The 16,927-nt window shown below is 63.9% G+C and carries 17 protein-coding genes and 1 tRNA gene; 10 read left to right on the top strand and 8 right to left on the bottom strand.

What is annotated here, in order from left to right; genetic code table 11:
• Nucleotides 1–59 precede the first annotated feature (59 nt).
• Nucleotides 60–135: transfer RNA gene (locus ACH2DW_RS09255), tRNA-Ala, on the top strand.
• Nucleotides 136–198: 63 nt separating this feature from the next.
• Here ACH2DW_RS09255 and ACH2DW_RS09260 read toward each other — a convergent pair.
• Nucleotides 199–1,350 (bottom strand): nitroreductase family protein, encoded by a 1,152-nt coding sequence (locus ACH2DW_RS09260; protein ID WP_394929455.1) that lies wholly within the window; start codon nucleotides 1,348–1,350, stop codon nucleotides 199–201.
• A gap of 56 nt (nucleotides 1,351–1,406) precedes the next feature.
• Between ACH2DW_RS09260 and ACH2DW_RS09265 the strand changes: the two genes are divergently transcribed.
• Genes ACH2DW_RS09265 through ACH2DW_RS09275 form a run of 3 tightly spaced genes read left to right on the top strand, consistent with a single transcriptional unit; the run spans nucleotide 1,407 to nucleotide 4,395 of the window.
• On the top strand, nucleotides 1,407–2,348 hold the full coding sequence (locus tag ACH2DW_RS09265; protein WP_394929456.1) for a carbon-nitrogen hydrolase family protein: 942 nt from the start codon (nucleotides 1,407–1,409) through the stop codon (nucleotides 2,346–2,348).
• A gap of 46 nt (nucleotides 2,349–2,394) precedes the next feature.
• Nucleotides 2,395–3,648, top strand: a complete 1,254-nt coding sequence (locus ACH2DW_RS09270; protein ID WP_394929457.1) for an aminotransferase class V-fold PLP-dependent enzyme — start codon at nucleotides 2,395–2,397, stop codon at nucleotides 3,646–3,648.
• Nucleotides 3,649–3,663: 15 nt separating this feature from the next.
• Nucleotides 3,664–4,395, top strand: a complete 732-nt coding sequence (locus tag ACH2DW_RS09275; protein WP_394929458.1) for a phosphotransferase — start codon at nucleotides 3,664–3,666, stop codon at nucleotides 4,393–4,395.
• A gap of 33 nt (nucleotides 4,396–4,428) precedes the next feature.
• Here ACH2DW_RS09275 and ACH2DW_RS09280 read toward each other — a convergent pair whose 3' ends face one another.
• Nucleotides 4,429–5,202, bottom strand: coding sequence for an SDR family oxidoreductase (locus tag ACH2DW_RS09280; protein ID WP_394929459.1), 774 nt, complete (start codon nucleotides 5,200–5,202; stop codon nucleotides 4,429–4,431).
• Nucleotides 5,203–5,358: 156 nt separating this feature from the next.
• Here ACH2DW_RS09280 and ACH2DW_RS09285 point away from each other — a divergent pair, with 156 nt between their 5' ends.
• The 3 genes from ACH2DW_RS09285 to ACH2DW_RS09295 all read left to right on the top strand — a co-directional run bounded on the left by ACH2DW_RS09285 (nucleotide 5,359) and on the right by ACH2DW_RS09295 (nucleotide 7,326).
• Nucleotides 5,359–5,610, top strand: a complete 252-nt coding sequence (locus tag ACH2DW_RS09285) for a hypothetical protein (protein WP_394929460.1) — start codon at nucleotides 5,359–5,361, stop codon at nucleotides 5,608–5,610.
• A gap of 103 nt (nucleotides 5,611–5,713) precedes the next feature.
• A complete protein-coding gene (purE, locus tag ACH2DW_RS09290) occupies nucleotides 5,714–6,178 on the top strand; it encodes a 5-(carboxyamino)imidazole ribonucleotide mutase (protein ID WP_394929484.1) in 465 nt (154 codons plus the stop codon).
• On the top strand, nucleotides 6,178–7,326 hold the full coding sequence (locus tag ACH2DW_RS09295) for a 5-(carboxyamino)imidazole ribonucleotide synthase (RefSeq protein ID WP_394929461.1): 1,149 nt from the start codon (nucleotides 6,178–6,180) through the stop codon (nucleotides 7,324–7,326). The genes purE and ACH2DW_RS09295 overlap by 1 nt, the downstream gene beginning before the upstream one ends.
• A gap of 4 nt (nucleotides 7,327–7,330) precedes the next feature.
• Here ACH2DW_RS09295 and bmt read toward each other — a convergent pair whose 3' ends face one another.
• From bmt to trmB, 3 genes are all read right to left on the bottom strand, one after another.
• Complete coding sequence (bmt, locus tag ACH2DW_RS09300; RefSeq protein ID WP_394929462.1) at nucleotides 7,331–8,323, bottom strand: betaine--homocysteine S-methyltransferase; 993 nt, start codon at nucleotides 8,321–8,323, stop codon at nucleotides 7,331–7,333.
• A 55-nt stretch (nucleotides 8,324–8,378) separates the two neighbouring features.
• Nucleotides 8,379–9,428: a pirin family protein gene (locus ACH2DW_RS09305; RefSeq protein ID WP_394929463.1), complete on the bottom strand. Its 1,050-nt coding sequence runs from the start codon at nucleotides 9,426–9,428 to the stop codon at nucleotides 8,379–8,381.
• A gap of 146 nt (nucleotides 9,429–9,574) precedes the next feature.
• Nucleotides 9,575–10,267, bottom strand: a complete 693-nt coding sequence (trmB, locus tag ACH2DW_RS09310; protein WP_394929464.1) for a tRNA (guanosine(46)-N7)-methyltransferase TrmB — start codon at nucleotides 10,265–10,267, stop codon at nucleotides 9,575–9,577.
• Between the two features lie 519 nt (nucleotides 10,268–10,786).
• Between trmB and ACH2DW_RS09315 the strand changes: the two genes are divergently transcribed.
• Entirely contained in the window at nucleotides 10,787–11,167 is a 381-nt protein-coding gene (locus tag ACH2DW_RS09315; RefSeq protein ID WP_394929465.1) for a CAP domain-containing protein, read from the top strand.
• Nucleotides 11,168–11,186: 19 nt separating this feature from the next.
• On the opposite strand, the gene ACH2DW_RS09320 is transcribed toward ACH2DW_RS09315, so the two are convergent.
• Together ACH2DW_RS09320 and ACH2DW_RS09325 are read right to left on the bottom strand one after the other, a co-directional pair.
• Entirely contained in the window at nucleotides 11,187–11,873 is a 687-nt protein-coding gene (locus ACH2DW_RS09320) for an enoyl-CoA hydratase-related protein (RefSeq protein WP_394929466.1), read from the bottom strand.
• A 44-nt stretch (nucleotides 11,874–11,917) separates the two neighbouring features.
• Nucleotides 11,918–13,651, bottom strand: a complete 1,734-nt coding sequence (locus ACH2DW_RS09325; protein WP_394929467.1) for an amidohydrolase family protein — start codon at nucleotides 13,649–13,651, stop codon at nucleotides 11,918–11,920.
• Nucleotides 13,652–13,785: 134 nt separating this feature from the next.
• Here ACH2DW_RS09325 and ACH2DW_RS09330 point away from each other — a divergent pair, with 134 nt between their 5' ends.
• Both ACH2DW_RS09330 and ACH2DW_RS09335 read left to right on the top strand, forming a co-directional pair.
• Nucleotides 13,786–14,865: an ABC transporter ATP-binding protein gene (locus tag ACH2DW_RS09330; protein ID WP_394929468.1), complete on the top strand. Its 1,080-nt coding sequence runs from the start codon at nucleotides 13,786–13,788 to the stop codon at nucleotides 14,863–14,865.
• 38 nt (nucleotides 14,866–14,903) lie between these two features.
• The gene (locus ACH2DW_RS09335; protein ID WP_394929469.1) at nucleotides 14,904–15,617 is read left to right on the top strand and encodes a hypothetical protein; all 714 of its coding nucleotides are present in this window, start codon (nucleotides 14,904–14,906) and stop codon (nucleotides 15,615–15,617) included.
• 14 nt (nucleotides 15,618–15,631) lie between these two features.
• On the opposite strand, the gene ACH2DW_RS09340 is transcribed toward ACH2DW_RS09335, so the two are convergent.
• Complete coding sequence (locus ACH2DW_RS09340) at nucleotides 15,632–16,909, bottom strand: aspartate aminotransferase family protein (protein ID WP_394929470.1); 1,278 nt, start codon at nucleotides 16,907–16,909, stop codon at nucleotides 15,632–15,634.
• Nucleotides 16,910–16,927: the final 18 nt, after the last annotated feature.

Genomic DNA, 16,927 nt, shown 5'->3' on the forward strand with positions numbered 1-16,927 from the left:
TGCCGCCGAAACGTCGCGGGTGGGAGATCGTGTGGGGCCGCTATCGTGTGGGTGCCTCTGGGGACGTAGCTCAGTTGGCAGAGCACTTGCTTTGCAAGCAAGATGTCGTGGGTTCGATTCCCATCGTCTCCACCATCAAAGCCCCTGGTAGCAACGCTGCCAGGGGCTTTTTGGTTCACGGTGTCGTCAACGTGGGACTCAGATTGCCGCTTCGACCGTTCTCTTCACGCCGGCCACCACCTGCAGCATCGCCGTGTGCTGAGTGCGCACCCGCCGGTTGATGATGCGGTCTTCCTTGTCGGGCATCGACTCGATCGCCATCGTGAGGCCTGATGGCCCAGGACCGAGGATCATCGAGTAGCGCAACCGTGTGTTCGAGCCCGTCGACTCGAGATCGAATCGCCATCGTGCCCCAGGGTTGCCAACGTCTGAGGTCCGCCAACCGAACGACACGTTCTCGTCGAACGTGTCGATGAACGATGGGACCTTGAACTCGCCGAACGCATCGTTGTGGTTGGTGCCGACGAATGACGACCCCACACCGATCGGCGCGTCAGCGTCGACCCATTCTGCGCCCTGGAACTCTGGCGAATAGGCGGCCGACAGGTTGATGTCGGTGATCACCGGCCAGATGGCGGAGGGCGGAGCGTCGATGTCGATCTCGGCAATCGTGCCCGGGCCATCAGCCAGACGCACGGGATCGCTCGGACCCGACTCGAAGGTACGTTCGAAGCTGTCGAAGTACGTCACCGACCGCGCAGGATGACGCGGCGCAGGGGAAAAATCGGTGCCCTTGGTCCAGGCGACCGGGAACATCGCGATCTCGGTCATGTGGTCGGGGATGCCGAGCAGCTCCTTGACGGCATCTTGCTCGGCGAGCACGGCCGTGACCCACGCTGTGCCAAGACCGCGCGCCCGCAGCGCCACACAGAAACTCCAGCCGGCCTGAATGACTGAGTCGAAGAGGCCAGGTCGACCACTGTCGTCGTGTCGTCCGATGATCGTAGGAATCACGATTGCGGGAACTTCTGCAAGATGTTCTGCGAGGTGGGCGGCGGAGGCCATGTTGCGTTCTTGCGGGTGACCACTTCCGGCGAGTCGATTGGCGGCGCTGACCATCCATTGCCCGGCGCCGCGCTGGTAGATCTCGGCGAGACCTTCCTTGATCTTCGGGTCGCGGACAAGGAGCCAGCGTCGGCTCGACAGATTGCCACCCGTCGGCGCTTGCTCGGCGACGTCGATGCAGTCGAGGATGATCTGCTGGTCAACCTCGCGTTCGAGGTCGAGTCGTCGTCGTACCGCCCGTGTGGTGCTGAGCGCGTGGTCGACCGAGGCAACATCGATGTCCATCTCTTCAGCTTGGCATTGACAGTCTGCCGGTGTCGACCTCGCTAGGTTCGCGACTGATGAGAGTCGCCGCAGCACAACTCGCACCCGTGTTCATGAACCGGGCGGCGACGCTCGACAAGGTGCTCGACACTCTCGGCGAAGCCGCGGCCAACGGTGCCCAGCTTGTTGCCTTCCCCGAGACCTTTGTCCCTGGTTATCCCGCGTGGGCTGACTTCACCGATGCCTCCACGTTCAACGACGCCGATCAGAAAGCCGCCTACGCGATCTATCTCGACAATGCGGTCGACATCGCCCGCGGCGATCTCGACACGGTGGTGTCCGTGGCGAGCCAGCTTGGGATCTTCGTCTACCTGGGCGTCGCCGAACGTTCTGAGTCGGGCGGCTCGATCTATTGCTCGCTCGTTGCGATCGACCCTGCGGTCGGCATCGTCAGCGTGCACCGCAAGCTCAAACCCACCTACGGAGAACGAATGATGTGGGCTGACGGCGACGGCAACGGACTGCGTGTCCACGATGTGGCCGTCGACGAAGGGACCGTGCGCGTCTCCGGTCTCAACTGCTGGGAGAATTGGATGCCGCTCACTCGGGCGGCGATGTGGGCCCAGGGTCCGCAGGTGCACATCGCGACGTGGCCAGGATCACCCGAGACGTCTGGTGACATCAGCCGCTTCGTCGCTCGCGAAGGTCGCGTTTTTGTCGTGAGCGCGGGCGCCGTGCTGCGCGAGGCGGACATTTCCGCCGACTTTCCGTTGCTCGGGCAGATGCTCGAAGTCGGTACTCGATGGGCGAGCGGCGGAAGCATCATCGTCGGACCCGACGGCACGACGATCACCGAGGCCGACAAGCACTCCGAGACGATCATCTACGCCGACCTTGATCGCGGGCAGGTCCGCGCTGAACGCCAGAACTTCGATCCGGCGGGCCACTACTCGCGGCCCGACGTCCTCCAACTCGCCGTCGACCGCTCCCGCCGCGCCCCGGTCACCTTCACTGACTGATCGTGTACGAAATGCCTCAGGGCACGGCGCAGGGTACGTTGATTGGGTGACTGATGTGATCGATCTCAACTGGGTCCGGAGCCAGTTTCCTGCCTTCGCTCAATCGATCAATGACGGACAGTCTTTTTTCGACAATGCCGGTGGATCGTTTGCCTGCCGCCAAACCATCGATGCCCTGACCAGCTACTACACCGAAACCAAGGTGCAGCCCTACGCCGGATTCGCCTCGTCGAAGCGTGCCGGCGAGGAGATGGACCGATCCCGTGCCCGCTGGGCTGAAGCGCTTGGCGTCGCGAGTCCCGAAATTGTGTTCGGGCCATCGACGTCGATGAACACGTTCGTGTTGGCCGATGCGTTTGGGCAGATCCTCGGACCCGACGACGAGGTCATTGTCACCAACCAAGATCACGAGGCGAACACGGGTGTGGTTCGACGGATGGCCTCACGTCTCGGTCTGACGATGCACGAGTGGCGCATGGACCCGGCAACGGGACTGCTCGACATCGAGGAGTTCGAGGCCCTGATCACACCCCGGACACGCCTCGTCACGGTGCCTCACGCGTCGAACATCGTCGGTCAGGAAAATGACATTGCACGGATCACCAAACTTGCTCACGCAGTCGGTGCCCGGGTCATCGTCGACGGTGTGTCGTTCGCTCCGCACACCATCCCCGACGTGGCAGCGCTTGACGCCGACGTGTACCTGTTCAGCTTGTACAAGACCTACTCCGTGCATCAGGGGCTGATGGTCGTCCGCAACGGCCTCCTCGACGAGCTGCCGAATCAGGCCCACTTCTTCAGTGCCGGGTCGCCGGACAAACGGCTGAACCCGGCTGGCCCCGATCACGCCCAGGTCGCTGCTTCCGGTGCCGTGCTCGACTACGTCGTCGACTTCCACCGCGCGCACGGCGGAGCACCGACCGACTCCCTGCGCACCGCATGTGCCAACGCCTCGGCGTTGTGGCGTGCTCATGAGGATGCACTCTCCACACAGCTCCTCAACGAGCTGTCCGGCTCTCACGCGGTTCGGATGATCGGCCCAGCGTCACTCGATGCCGCGACCGGGCACCGCTGCCCGACCATCGCCTTCACGCCGCTTATGCATGAACCGAGTGTTGTCGCCCAGAAGCTGGTCGAGCGGGGTGTCCAAACGAGTTCCGGCCACTACTACGCCGTGCGCGTGCTGAACGGCGTCGGCATCGACCCGGAACGCGGGGTCGTTCGTCTGTCGTTCGTCCACTACACATCACAGAGCGACATCGATCGGGCGCTCACCGCACTCGCCCAGGTGCTCGGCTGACATGGTGCAGCTGCCGTGACTGAGTCGGTCGTTCCACCTCCGGGTCCGCTTCTCGCGAGCGGCCGCGCGGCTGATGTGTACGACGTCGGTGACGGTCAGGTGCTGCGCCGCTACCGAGGGTCAGGCCAGAACACCGCCTACGAGACCCGTGTGATGAGGTTCGTTGCCGAGCAGGGCATCAGAGTTCCTGCGGTGTTTGAACTTGGCCCACACCATCTTCCTGATCGCGACATCCTGATGGAGCGAATCGACGGCATCACGATGCTCGACGATTTCGAGGCTCGTCCATGGAAGCTGTTCTCCCATGTGCGCCTGCTCGCTCGATTGCAACGCGACGTCAATGCACTCGTCGCTCCGAATTGGATGGTGACACCCTCGACCGCTGCACCGACGAAGCGTCGTGACGACAGCGTGCTGCATCTCGACTTACACCCGATGAACGTGATGCTCACGGACGAGGGCCCCGTGATCATCGACTGGACCAATGCGGCGGGAGGGCCGGCCGGATTCGATGCGGCGTTGACCTACGTCGAGATGGCCACGTTTGAAATCGAAGGCTTCGCGCAGCAGATGGGTGTCCGGCTCGGAGTCGAGATCTTCAAACGTGCGCGTGGCGCCAGTGAGATTGACGCCTTCACCGTCGCTGCCTGCGACCACCGCCTGGCCGATCCAGGAACCACGCCAGGCGAACGCGAGGCAGTGGCAGTACTCCGCGCCAAGACGCTGGCGCGGCAGGCCGAAGCCTGACCGGGCACATCAGGGTCGGCAACGTTGACCTCCTCACGAGCCAAAGCGTCTGAACCCGCCTTCGGAGTTGAGGACCTGACCTCGGATCCACGCACCTTCGTCGCTCACCAGGAACCCGACAAGGTTGGCAACATCGTCCGGGGTGCCCCACTTGCCGTCGGGGAACATGTCTGCGACTTGGCCGTGGAGGTCGCCGCGGTCGGTACCCGCCCAGCCCGTGTCGACCGGGCCGGGATTGATGCAGTTCGCCACAATCCGTTGCGTTGACAGGGCATGATCGATCGACGCGGTCATCTGGTGGAGCGCACCCTTGCTGACGGCGTACGCGATCTCGTCATCCATCGGCTCAAGATGCTGTCCGCTGGTGAACCAGAGCATTCGGCCCATTGAGCGCTGGTTGCTCGGCGCGGGTGTGTGCACGGCAGCGAAGCGCTGCGCGAGGAGCACGATGCTGCGCACGTTTGCAGCCCAGCACCGATCGAGCTCGTCAGCGCTCACGTCCGCCAAGCCGCCGTGTGAACTTCGTGCATGGACCCCGACAACGACGTCGAGTCGACCATGCTGATCGATCACCTGGTCAACCAGCGCACCGGGGGTTGCTGGATCTTCGAGATTGTGCTGGTACACCTCGAACGGTAGATCTCCGAGTGGCTGCACACCCCAGGCCATCTCGGCGTCGTGCGGGGTGAAGCCGGTCGCGAACACGGTGGCGCCCATGTCGTGGAGGCGACGTGCAACGGCGGCGCCGATGCCGGCTGGGCGTGACACCCCGGTGACCAGTGCAACACGGCCCTCAAGCGGTCTCATTCCGTGAGACTAGGGGGGACACTGATCCAGTGATCGACCGATATTCACGTTGAACTCGGAGTGGGCCAACGATCTGGACGATGCCCGTGGCGAACGATCCCGAAAACAGTGCACGCGAGCTTGTCTCCGTCGCTCGCGTCTGATTGATTGGTGTGGATGGCGAGCGAAGCGAAACACGGCAAGGGCTACACGGCGCCGAAGGGTCGACCCACCGTGCATCCGACCGGCAGGGGAACGTCGCGGCGCATGACGTCCACGATGGAGTGGGTACTCGCCGCGATCGTGTTCATTGCGATCCTCGGAGCCATCTTCTACTTTGGGCGCGACTTCAACTCTGGAGGTGGCGGCGTCAGTGGTCTTCCTGCCGATGCACCGATGGTGCAGCTGTCCGAATCTGACGACGTCTGACCGCTCACGAACCGCAGCTGTCTGCGGTGCTGCCGAGACGGCATAACCTGGCGATGTGAATGACGACGTCCTGACCAAGTCAGCACCACTTGTCGGTGTGGTGATGGGATCGTCGAGCGACTGGCCAACGATGTCGAAGACCGTTGAAATTCTCACGCGGTTCGGCGTGGCGCATGAGGCCGAAGTCGTGAGCGCCCACCGCATGCCCGACGAGATGTTCACGTACGCCGAGAACGCCATCGATCGCGGCCTGCAGGTCATTATCGCCGGCGCGGGTGGCGCTGCCCACCTTCCCGGGATGCTTGCTGCAAAGACGACGGTCCCGGTGCTCGGCGTTCCGGTCGCTTCGCGACATCTGTCTGGACAGGACTCGTTGTATTCGATCGTGCAAATGCCGGCGGGCATTCCGACCGCGACTTTTGCGATCGGCGAGGCGGGTGCCATCAACGCGGCGCTGTTTGCCGTTGCGCTGCTTGCCAACCATGATCCGGCACTTCGTACTGCGCTTGACGAATATCGCGCCGAACGCCGACAGATCGCGGCCGACTCGACCCTTCCCCCGACCTGATGACGGTCATCCTTCCTCCGGCAACAATCGGGATGCTGGGTGGTGGCCAACTCGGCCGGTACGCCCTCGTCGCCGCGAAGCTCATGGGCTATCGAACGATCGTGCTCGATCCCGACCCCGGGGCTCCGGCGGGTGCGGTCGCCGACGAACACCTCGTTGCTGCCTTTGACGATCCCGCTGCGCTCGAGCGACTGATCGAAGTCTGTGATGTCGTCACCACGGAGTTCGAGAATCCACCGGCAGCGGCGCTCGACGTACTCGCGGCGTCGGTTTGTGTCGCGCCGTCGCCGGCCGCAGTTCGCATCGCGCAAGATCGCATTGCCGAGAAGCAGTTCCTGACCGATCACGGGTTCCCGGTCGGCCCGCATGCTGTGCTCGACGCCGGTGTGGGTGGCCTCGATCAGCTCCCGGACCAGTTACTGAATGCAGAGGTCGTGCTCAAGACAGCTCGGCTTGGTTACGACGGGAAGGGCCAGCGCCGCGTGAAGGGCCTGACCGAGTTGACCTCAGCGTGGGATGAGCTCGGACGCGTGCCGTGCGTGGTCGAAGCCATGCTTGACCTCCAGACCGAGGTCAGCGTCATCGTCGGCCGCACCGCCGATGGCAGCACGCGGACCTGGCCCGTGGCTGAGAACACACACACCGACGGCATCCTCGACGTTTCAGTCGTGCCGGCTGCGATCGCCGATGACCTCGCTGAGCAAGCCACCGGGCTGGCGTGTGCCATCGCCGATCGGCTCGACTACGCCGGCGTCCTCGCCGTCGAACTCTTTCTGGTCGGCACCGGCGACGACACACACCTGCTCGTCAACGAGATGGCGCCGCGTCCCCACAACAGCGGCCACTGGACACTTGATGCCAGTGTCACCAGCCAGTACGAACAGCAGATCCGAGCGATCTGCGGCGTCGGGCTCGGCGAGCCTTCGATGACATCAGCTGGGGTCGCGATGGTCAATCTGCTCGGCGACCTCTGGCCCGAGGGTGGTCAACCAAACTGGGCGGCCGCGCTCGCTGTTCCGAGTGCGAAGTTGCACCTGTACGGCAAGAGTGAGGCACGGGCAGGTCGCAAAATGGGACACCTGACAGTGCTCGCCGACTCGTCGACTGAAGCCGCGCATCGTGCGCGGGCGCTGCGATCTGCTCTTTAACCCTTCAGCGTTGGGGACGTGATGAACGGCGACCGGTGCGCTGGCGACCCTTGGGTACCTGACGAACAACAGCCACCTCGAACTCGACTTCGGGGACGGGGAGGTCGCCGTCAAGCACCTGTCGCATCATCGCAAGATGCTTCGGCGAGCTGCCGCAGCAGGCACCAATGATTTGAATTCCAGCTTCGCGCTGGCGTACGGCGTGGGCAGCCATTACTTCAGGCTCGCCGCTGTAGTGCAGCTCGGTTCCGTGCCACTCGGGCATGCCAGCGTTGGCTTTGCTGATCAACAGGACGTCCGGATTCGCGGCCCGCATTTCGTGGAGGGCGGCCTCAGTGTCGGCGAGGTTGTTGCCACAGTTTGCGCCGATGGCGTCCACGCCAAGTTCCGCGAGTCGGTTGACCGCGTCTTCACCGGACACGCCCATCATCGTGCGACCCGCGGTGTCGAAACTGAGCGTGGCGCATACCGGGAGGTCGCTCACCGAACGAGCGCCTTCGACGGCAGCGGCGATTTCGTCGAGGTGGCTCATCGTTTCGATCCACAGGAGGTCGGCGCCGCCTTCATCGAGACCGATCGCTTGTTCGCGGAAGGCGTCAGCGCACGTTGCCGGCGTCATTGATCCCATCGGCTCGAGTAGTTCGCCGGTGGGTCCCATCGAGCCGGCGACGAGGACGCGTCGCCCGGTCTCTGCGAGATGCGCGTCCGCTGCTGCACGTGCCACCTGTGCCGCGGCGCGGTTGAGTTCGATACAGCGGTCGTCGAGCTTGTGCAGCTTCAGCCGAAAACCCGTCCCACCGAACGAGTTGGTCAGCACGATGTCGGAGCCGGCGTTGATGTAGTCGGCGTGCACTGCGGTGACTCGGTCGGGATGGTCGACGTTCCACATCTCCGGTGGGTCGCCCGATCCGAGTCCCCGAGCGAAGAGCTCGGTTCCCATCGCGCCGTCGATCAGCAAGGTGCCCCGCTCAGCGAGCAGATCGTGAAGAACGTTCATCTCCACAGTCTGCCAAGAGTGTGAGTGCCAGTGGTGCCGGGTCGGCGGTGCAGCGTCAGGCGGTGACGGCCTCGCGGTCGAAGCGTTCAAGCTTGCCGTCGGCGTGGTGGGCGAAGCGACCTTCATCGACCCCGTGGGTCGGGTCGTCCGACGGCCACGGCCAGCCGCCGAACTGGGTCTGCTGATAGTCCTGGAACGCCTGGCGGATCTCGGCTTCGGTGTTCATCACGAACGGGCCGTAGCGGGTCACCGGCTCGCCAATTGGGCGTCCCTGCAGCAGCATCACTTCGACGCCACCGTCGCCAGCGACGAGTTCGATTGTTTGGGTCGGGTCGTTGAGCAGCGCGCCATTTCCTGCGTCGACGCGCTCGCCGTTGATTGTCAGTGATGACCCACCAAATGCGTACAGCACGCGCTCGGTGTCTGTCCGGGCTGCTGCTGGCAGTGTCCAGCTTGCACCGGCGTCGAAACGGAGGTGCCAGATCGCAAGATCCGCCTCGGCTCGCGAGGCCCACGAGTTCGGTGGCGGGCTCTGGGCGGTGACTGCGCTGTCGCCGTCTCGCAGCGTGCCGGCGATCACGGTGATGTCGACGAGCTCACCGTTTGGCCCGGCACTGACGACGGTCGGCGTGTCGTGGCTCCACAGCATGGTGAAGTACGGATCAACCATCTTGTCCTCGGCGGGCAGGTTCAGCCAGATCTGGAAGAGCTCGAGAGGGTTTGGTTCGTCACGCTTGAGCATCGGGAACATTTCGCAGTGCACGATGCCCTTGCCTGCGGTCATCCACTGGGTGTCGCCGCGGCCGAAGCGCGCGGTTGCACCCATCGAATCGCTGTGGTCGCAGAAACCCGTGCGCACATAGGTGATGGTCTCGAAGCCCCGGTGGGGGTGCTGCGGGAAACCCGGCACGTTCTTGCCGTGGTACATGTTCCATCCGTCGATGCCGTCGAAGTCCTGGCCGATGGTGCGGCTGTTCAGGGACGCGTCGGGTTCGAGGTCGGCGGTGCCGTTTGGGTAGTCGTCGAGATGATGAGCGACGAACAAGAACGGGTCGATTGTTGGCCACTGTGTGCTGAGGGGGAACGTCTGACGGATTGCGCTCATATTCGACATCATACCGACATTTAGTTGCGGGCACAACTAATGTGCAGAGGTGTAGCTCTACGACCTCAGAAAAATGTGGAGTGAGCGTCGCTCCGCCACGATTTTCCTACAAGCTTCGGCGACCGCTGCGGGTCAGGACGTGCGGGTCAGGACGTGCGGGTGAACAGGAGGTCGATGGGCGCACGGCCTTCGTCAAGCCCGCGCTGCTCGAACCGAGTGACCGGCCGCCAGCTTGGCCGTTGGATCTGGCCACCCTCGAGACGACCGACAGCGGCACAGGTCTCCAACATTTGGTCCGCGTAGTGATCAATATCGGTGGCGAGATGCAGGGTGCCACCGAGCCGCAACCGGTCGACCAGGACGTCGACGACGTCGGCACGAACGAGCCGGCGATCGTGATGCCGCTTCTTTGGCCAAGGATCGGGAAAGTACACGCGTACGGCATCGAGTGAATCGCGCGGCACGCGAGTCAAGAATCGGAGCACGTCGCCATGTACGACACGGACGTGGGGCAGCGGGTCGTTTTCAATGGCATCGAGCACTGCGACCACACCGGGCGTATGTACCTCGATGCCGACAATCGCGGTGTCATGGTCGGCGCGGGCCATGTCGATGGTGCCCTCGCCGCGTCCGAATCCGATGTCGACGACGACAGGACGGTCTCCAAACAGCGCGGGCCAGTCCAGCGCCGGTCCGTTCTCGTCGAGCCCCCAGCGTGTGATCCAGGCTTCAAGTTCGGACTGGCGCTTGTCACTCAGCGATCGTCGACGCGGCTTGAACGTTGTGTTCGGCCGCTCGACGACGCGCTCCGCCCGCTCTCGTCGATCGACTCCGCTCATGCCATCGAACCTATCGATCTTCGGTGTCGGGGCGCGGTGACCATCGGACAACGCCCAGCCCGCCCGCGACGCTGATGTTGCTACTGACTTGCCACCATCAAGCCACCGGGATGCAAGCGGAGCATGCTCTGATCGTCCGTAGTGCTTGGTGGCTCGATAAATATTCAAGAATATGTCAATCAAGTCGATAAGGCGAACGCCGATGTCACCAACATGGCCTTGGGTAGCGCGCGCAATTTCTCTTCTGCTGCCGGAGGGCCACCGGATGGGCTGACCGCTCGACGCGAGTGCACCCCTTCATGGATTCCTCGTCTGCGGCACAGGGTGGGCGTTGTCCGATCGATCGGACTCGGCGTCGCGCTCGCAGCCGGTACGTTCTTCGCGGCGAATTCAGCAGGCAGCGTTGTCGCCCTGGATGAGGGCATTTCCGTTTCCGCAGTCCTCAGTACGGGACTGCAGCGCGCGGATCGACTCAACCCGCCTCCACCTCGGAGGACCGCCGTGCCGGACGATGTACAGATGGTTCTGAGCCTGGTCAACGCTGAGCGTGCAGCACGCGGCATCGCCCCGGTGAGCTTGCAGGGCCAACTGACGCAGGCCGCTCAAGCCCACGCCGCCGACCAGTTCAACCGTGACTGCCTCACGCAGTTGAGCCACACCGGTACGGACGGCTCGAATCCGGGTGTCCGAATCGCTCGAACCGGGTTCTCGATTCGAGCCTGGGCAGAGAACATTGCATGCGGCCAACGATCTCCGGCGCAGGTGATGACCGCCTGGATGAACAGTTCCGGCCACCGACGCAACATCTTGAATGCAAGTCTCACGCACATCGGCATTTCGGTGAGCCCAGACAGTGACGGCCGCCTCTACTGGGTCCAGGTCTTTGCCACGCCGCGCTAGTGGACTTGCCAATCCTTGATCAGAACGCTGCCGGACCCTCACCGCTGCGCAGCAGCGGAAGCACCGAGGCGTGGAGGTCTTCTTTCAGGATGCCGAGGATCGGGTGCGCCGTTGGCGCAAGTGACTGCGCGAGCTCGATTGCCCGTGGCAGTAATGCCTCCTCGTCGTGCAACGCATCAGCGATGCCTGCTTCCAGGGCGGCGGGGCCAGCGAAGCGGTGCGCAGTGAGGATGGCGCGGCGCGCCGTTGGCAGTGTCAGCCGTCCGGACAGGATTGCCTGCATGCCGGGGGTGAGTCGCATCCGGAGCAGCACCTCGTTCACACTCCAGTACCCGCGATCAGCGCGCATCAGCACATGGTCGTGGGCGAGGGAGAACATGGCGCCGCCGGCGAATGCGTGACCGTTGACCGCAGCCACCGTTGGGATCGGCAGCGACATCACTCTGGCCCACATCCTCGACATGTCGCCGATGAACGCCATCGGGTCATCGACGTCGCCGCCGAGCATCCAGTCGAGGTCGATGCCGTTTGAGAAGAACTTGCCCGTTCCGGTGGTGACCAGTGCGCATGGCGATTCGTCGTCGACACGCGTCGACATGACCTCGTCGAGTGCTGTTTCGATCTCTCCGACCGAGGTCGGGTTGAAACGGTTCTCGCCGTTGTCCATTTGCAGGACGAAGACGTCGCCGTGTTGTGTCAGTTCCATCAACGCGAAGCTAGTGCCGACAGGATCGACCGGCGGAAGCCGGCTCAGGTGGGTGCGGGTTGGGCCCCGCGCACCAATCGCCCAGGTAGCGCGCTTGTTGCCTCGCCGTTGTTGTAGGTCTCGACGCCGGCAACGATGGTGTGCGTCCAACCATCGGCACGTTGGAGCAGTCGCTTGCCACCGGCCGGCAGGTCGGGGACGATCTCGGGCTTGTGGAGACGAAGCCCGTCGTAGTCGACAACGTTGATGTCGGCGCGGTATCCGGGAGCGAGTACACCACGGTCGAATAGGCCAACCGTGCGGGCCGTGTCGCGGCAGTGCTGCTGGACGAGGTAGGGGAGCGGGACGGTGCCTCGCTTGCGGTCGCGACCCCAGTACGCGAGCAGTGTCGTCGGAAAGCTGCCGTCGCAAATCGTGCCGACGTGGGCGCCTCCGTCGCCAAGACCGGGGACGGTGTGCGGGTGCTGGAGCATTTCGTGCACGCCATCGAGATTGCCGTCGACGTAGTTGAGGAACGGCAGGTACAGCAGCCCCTTTCCGTCGTGGCGCCCGCCGTTGTTGACCATCGCGTCGAGGGCATACTCCTCAGGGGTCACGCCGGCGCGTGCGGCATGCGCAGCAATCGAGTCATCGAGTGATGGTTCGTAGTCGGGTTCGTCGGTCATCTCGAACAGGAGGTCGAAACGCGCGATCAGGTTGCCACCGAGCTTGGCCCGTGACCGCTCGCCTGCCGCAGCGAGCAGCCGGTCGCGGAATTCTGGTTCGCGCAGGAGCGCCACTTTGTTGGCGTGGGGCAGCTCGGCGATTTCGGAATAGACCGGGTTGGTGAGGAATGGGTTCAGGGTGCATTCGAGCCCGAGAATGAGCCCGACGGCGCGGGCTGCCACCTGCCCAGTCATCTTGAGACCGTTCGCGTTGGCCGCGGTGATGTGGTCAAGCCAGCCGCGGAAGGCGTCGGGGAGTTGTGGGTTGCGCGCCACCGAGATCGACATCGGCCGCCCGGACCGTTCGACCATGGAGCGCAGGGTGGCGAACTCGGCGTCGACATCGAAGAAGTCGGACACGACTTGCAGCACGCCGGTTCCGGCTGCGCCGACACCCTCGGCGATGCCGATGAGTTCGGCGGGCGCCGCAGTGAGCGTTGGTGTGTATGCCCCGGTTGAGGTCTTGTGGTTGCGAGTGCGGCTCGTGCTGAACCCGAGTGCTCCCGCCTCGATCCCCTGGCGTACGAGCTCGGCCATCGCGGCGATGTCGGCGGGTGTTGCGTCTTCGTGGTTGGCGCCGCGTTCGCCCATCACGTGCAGTCGGAGCGCGCCGTGGGGAACCTGTGCTGCAATGTCGATGTCGTGAGGTCGAGCTTCGACGGCGTCGAGGAATTCACCGAACGAGTTCCACTTCCAGCTCAGTCCTTCATGGAGGGCTGCGCCAGGGATGTCTTCGACGCCCTCCATCAGTTCGATGAGCTTGTCGTGTGCGTCGTCGTGCACCGGCGCAAATCCGACGCCGCAGTTGCCCATCACTGCGGTGGTGACCCCGTGCCACGACGACGGTTGCAGCCGCGAATCCCAGGTGGCTTGGCCGTCGTAGTGCGCGTGAATGTCGACGATGCCGGGAATGACGAGTGCTCCGCTGGCGTCGATCGTGCGCGTTGCGGAACCTGACACGTCACCGACTTCGACGATCAGTCCGTCGCGCACCGCGATGCCGGCATTGCGCGCCTCGCTGCCCGTGCCATCGAGGACGGAACCGCCTTGTACGACAAGATCGAAATCAGCCATTCCCCAGTCTCGCGAGCACGTGGCACGCAAACGGAGTCAGGCGGCAGTCCATTGCATCGCCCGTCCCACTTGGAGGCAGAGATCGGTGGCCACGGTGTCCACGGCAGAGATACCGGCTGGCCTACGGTGGCCGCGTGATTGAGGTACGGAACATCACCAAGAGGTTCGGCAGTGTCGCTGCGGTCAACGACCTGAGCTTCGATGCGGTGCCAGGCCGCGTCACTGGCTTTCTCGGCCCGAATGGGTCGGGCAAGAGCACGACGATGCGGTGCATGCTCGGCCTCGACATCGCCAACGGAGGTACGGCCACGTTTGCCGGTCGGGCGTACCGATCAATCAGCAATCCGCTGTTTGAGGTCGGTTCGTTGCTCGATGCGGGCTACGTGCACCCGGGCCGGAGCGGTCGTAACCACCTCCGTTGGATGGCGATGTCGAATGGTATTGCGACGACACGCGTTGACGAGGCGCTGGAACTTGTTGGGCTGACCGACGCGGCGAATCGCCGGGTGAAGGGGTACTCGCTCGGTATGAAGCAGCGACTGGGTCTGGCTGGCGTCATGCTCGGTGACCCTGGCACGGTGATTCTTGACGAGCCGGCCAACGGCCTCGACCCCGAAGGAATCCGCTGGATTCGCGACATCCTCACCCACTTCGCCCGCGGCGGCAAGACCGTGCTGGTCAGCAGCCACATGCTTGCGGAGATCGCCTTGATGGCCGACGACCTGGTCGTGATCGGCAAGGGTCAACTCATTGAGCAGTGCCCGGTCGACGAGTTCGTTGATCGGCACTCGACCAAGTGGACCCGAGCCGGGGGCCCCGACCTTGAGGGTCTGCTCGCGGCGGTCGGGTCAGCAGCCACGTCGGTCAATCGGCTCGACGCCAACCGCGCCGACCTGTACGGCGTGACAGCGGCCCAGGTCGGCGAGCTCGCTGCGCGTGGCGGCGTCGTTCTCCATGAACTCGCGACGCAACGCGATTCGCTCGAAGATGCCTTTCTTCGCGCCACCGCTGACATGCAGGAGTACGCCTCCAGCGCGCCGACATCGCCACCGACATCGCCACCGACATCGCCACCGACATCGCCACCGACATCACTACCGACATCACTACCGACATCACTACCGACATCACTACCGACATCACCATCCACATCGTCGCCGCTGCCACCACCACCACCTGCTGGGTCGGCGCCAAGTCAGCACGGTGCGTCATGATCAATCTGCTGCGATCCGAGTTTTTCAAGCTGCGCACTGTGCGCCTGAACGTTTGGCTGCCGCTCGGCGCTGTCCTTGCGCTGGTGGTGATCACCGCGCTTGTCGGTCTGCTCTCGTCGGAGCCGGAGCTTTTCAGCAACGCTGATCTGATGGGGTTGATCGGCGCGTTTTCGATCCTCGTGTCGATGATGATCGGTGTCGCGACATCGCTCGGGATCACGTCCGAGTTCGCCCACAACACGATCAGGCCGACCCTGGCAGCGACGCCCAATCGCTCGGTGGTGTTCGCCGCCAAGGCCATTGTCTCAGTGCTCTTCGGCCTGGCGGTCGGCACCGTTGCGGTCATCACCTCCTACCTCGCGGGCAGTTTGTTGCTCAACGGGCGCGGTGGCGACGTCGCACTCTCCGGCGACGACGGGTCGCTGGCAGCGTTCTTTGGCGTGATCGTGCTCGCCGGTCTCCTCGCGCTGTTCGGCTACGGGCTCGGGTTGCTCTTGCGCAACGGACCGGGAGCGGTGTCGATCATCATCCTGTGGCCGCTCCTGATTGAAGGAATCCTGAGCGGGGTGCTGTCCGTGGCTGGTGTCGAGGACCCACAGAGGTTCATGCCATACGGCTCGGCGTTCGCACTCGTGATCACGGATTCAAATGACGCTTCGGGAGGCCGGATCTCCGGCGGGCTGTTCTTCGGAGTCGTCGCGCTGGCCCTGGTCGTCGCTGGCATTGTGATGAATAACCGCCGAGACGTTTGATCAGTACGTCGTTGTCACGCAAAGGTCTCGCAGAAGTCGTCGACGGCGCTGAGGACGTGCGCGATGTCGGCGTCGGTGACCTCGATGGAAAGTGCGATGAAGCCGCGCCGCGCGATATAGACGCCTGATGCGAGCAAGTGGAAGAAGAGCAGTTCCTTCCATCGGTCGTCTGCATCGACAAGATCGGTGGCGGAATGAACAGGGCCGGGGGTGCCGTGGACGGTCATCAGTGACTGCGTGCCGGTGGTCGTCATCGGCAGGCCGTGCTCGGTGAATCGTTCGTTCAGGCTGGCTCGGAGATGCTCACCGCGAGTGTTGGTCGCGTCGAGCCGCTCGTCGGTCAACACCTCGGTCAGCGCGGCGACGCCAGCGGCCATCGACGTGACGTTGTTGTTGAACGTTCCCGCGTGGCCTAATGCACCACCAGCGGTTGGGTCGAACGCCACCATCACATCGCGGCGTCCTCCGAAGGCGCCGAAGGTGAGGCCGCCGGCGAGGTACTTCCCCAACGTGGTGAGATCGGGTGTGATGCCGAGCAGCTGTTGTGCGCCGCCCCGTGCGAACCGTGACGTCATCACCTCGTCGAAGATGAGGAGAGCACCGGACTCGGTACAGAGCGTGCGAAGTGCGGTGAGGAATGCGGGATCCCCGGGGATGCATCCACCTGAACCTTGCATCGGCTCGACGAGGACAGCAGCGATGTCCTCGGCGTGGGTTGCGAATGCCGAGCGCGCTGCATCCACATCGTTGTACGGAAGGACGACCCAGTCGTGCGGGACGTTGATCGGGTTCGAGTGTGTGCCGAAGGTGAGCACGCCGCCGTGGTACCCGTTCTCGAAAACGATGATCTTTGATCGATCAGTGTGGTGTGTCGCCAACGCCAGTGCCATCAGGTTCGCCTCGGTTCCGGAGTTGGTGAACCGCAGCTGTTCGAGCGACGCGAAGCGCTCGACGAGCAATTCGGCGAGTGCGACCTCATCGGCATGCACCGAGCCAAGTGACCAGCCGGATTCGAGCGCGGTTCGCGCTGCGTTGAGGACGGGCTGTGGTGAATGGCCGAGCAGGCCGGCGGTGTAGTTCCCAAGCAGGTCGAGGTAGCGGTGCCCGTCCACGTCCCAGAGGTATTGCTGCTCTGCGCGCTCGACCCTGAAGGGGAACGGAAGGAACTGGAGGACTGAGCGCGTGTTACCGCCGGGCATCACTGCGTTCGCCCGGTCAGTCCACTGGGAACTGACCGGGCGGGCAGCGGCATACGCCTCGCGAGCTTTCAGTACGGCGCGATCGAGATCCATGCCGACATCGTTCCAGAA

Source organism: uncultured Ilumatobacter sp. (assembly GCF_963980585.1).
Classification (GTDB): Bacteria; Actinomycetota; Acidimicrobiia; order Acidimicrobiales; family Ilumatobacteraceae; genus Ilumatobacter_A.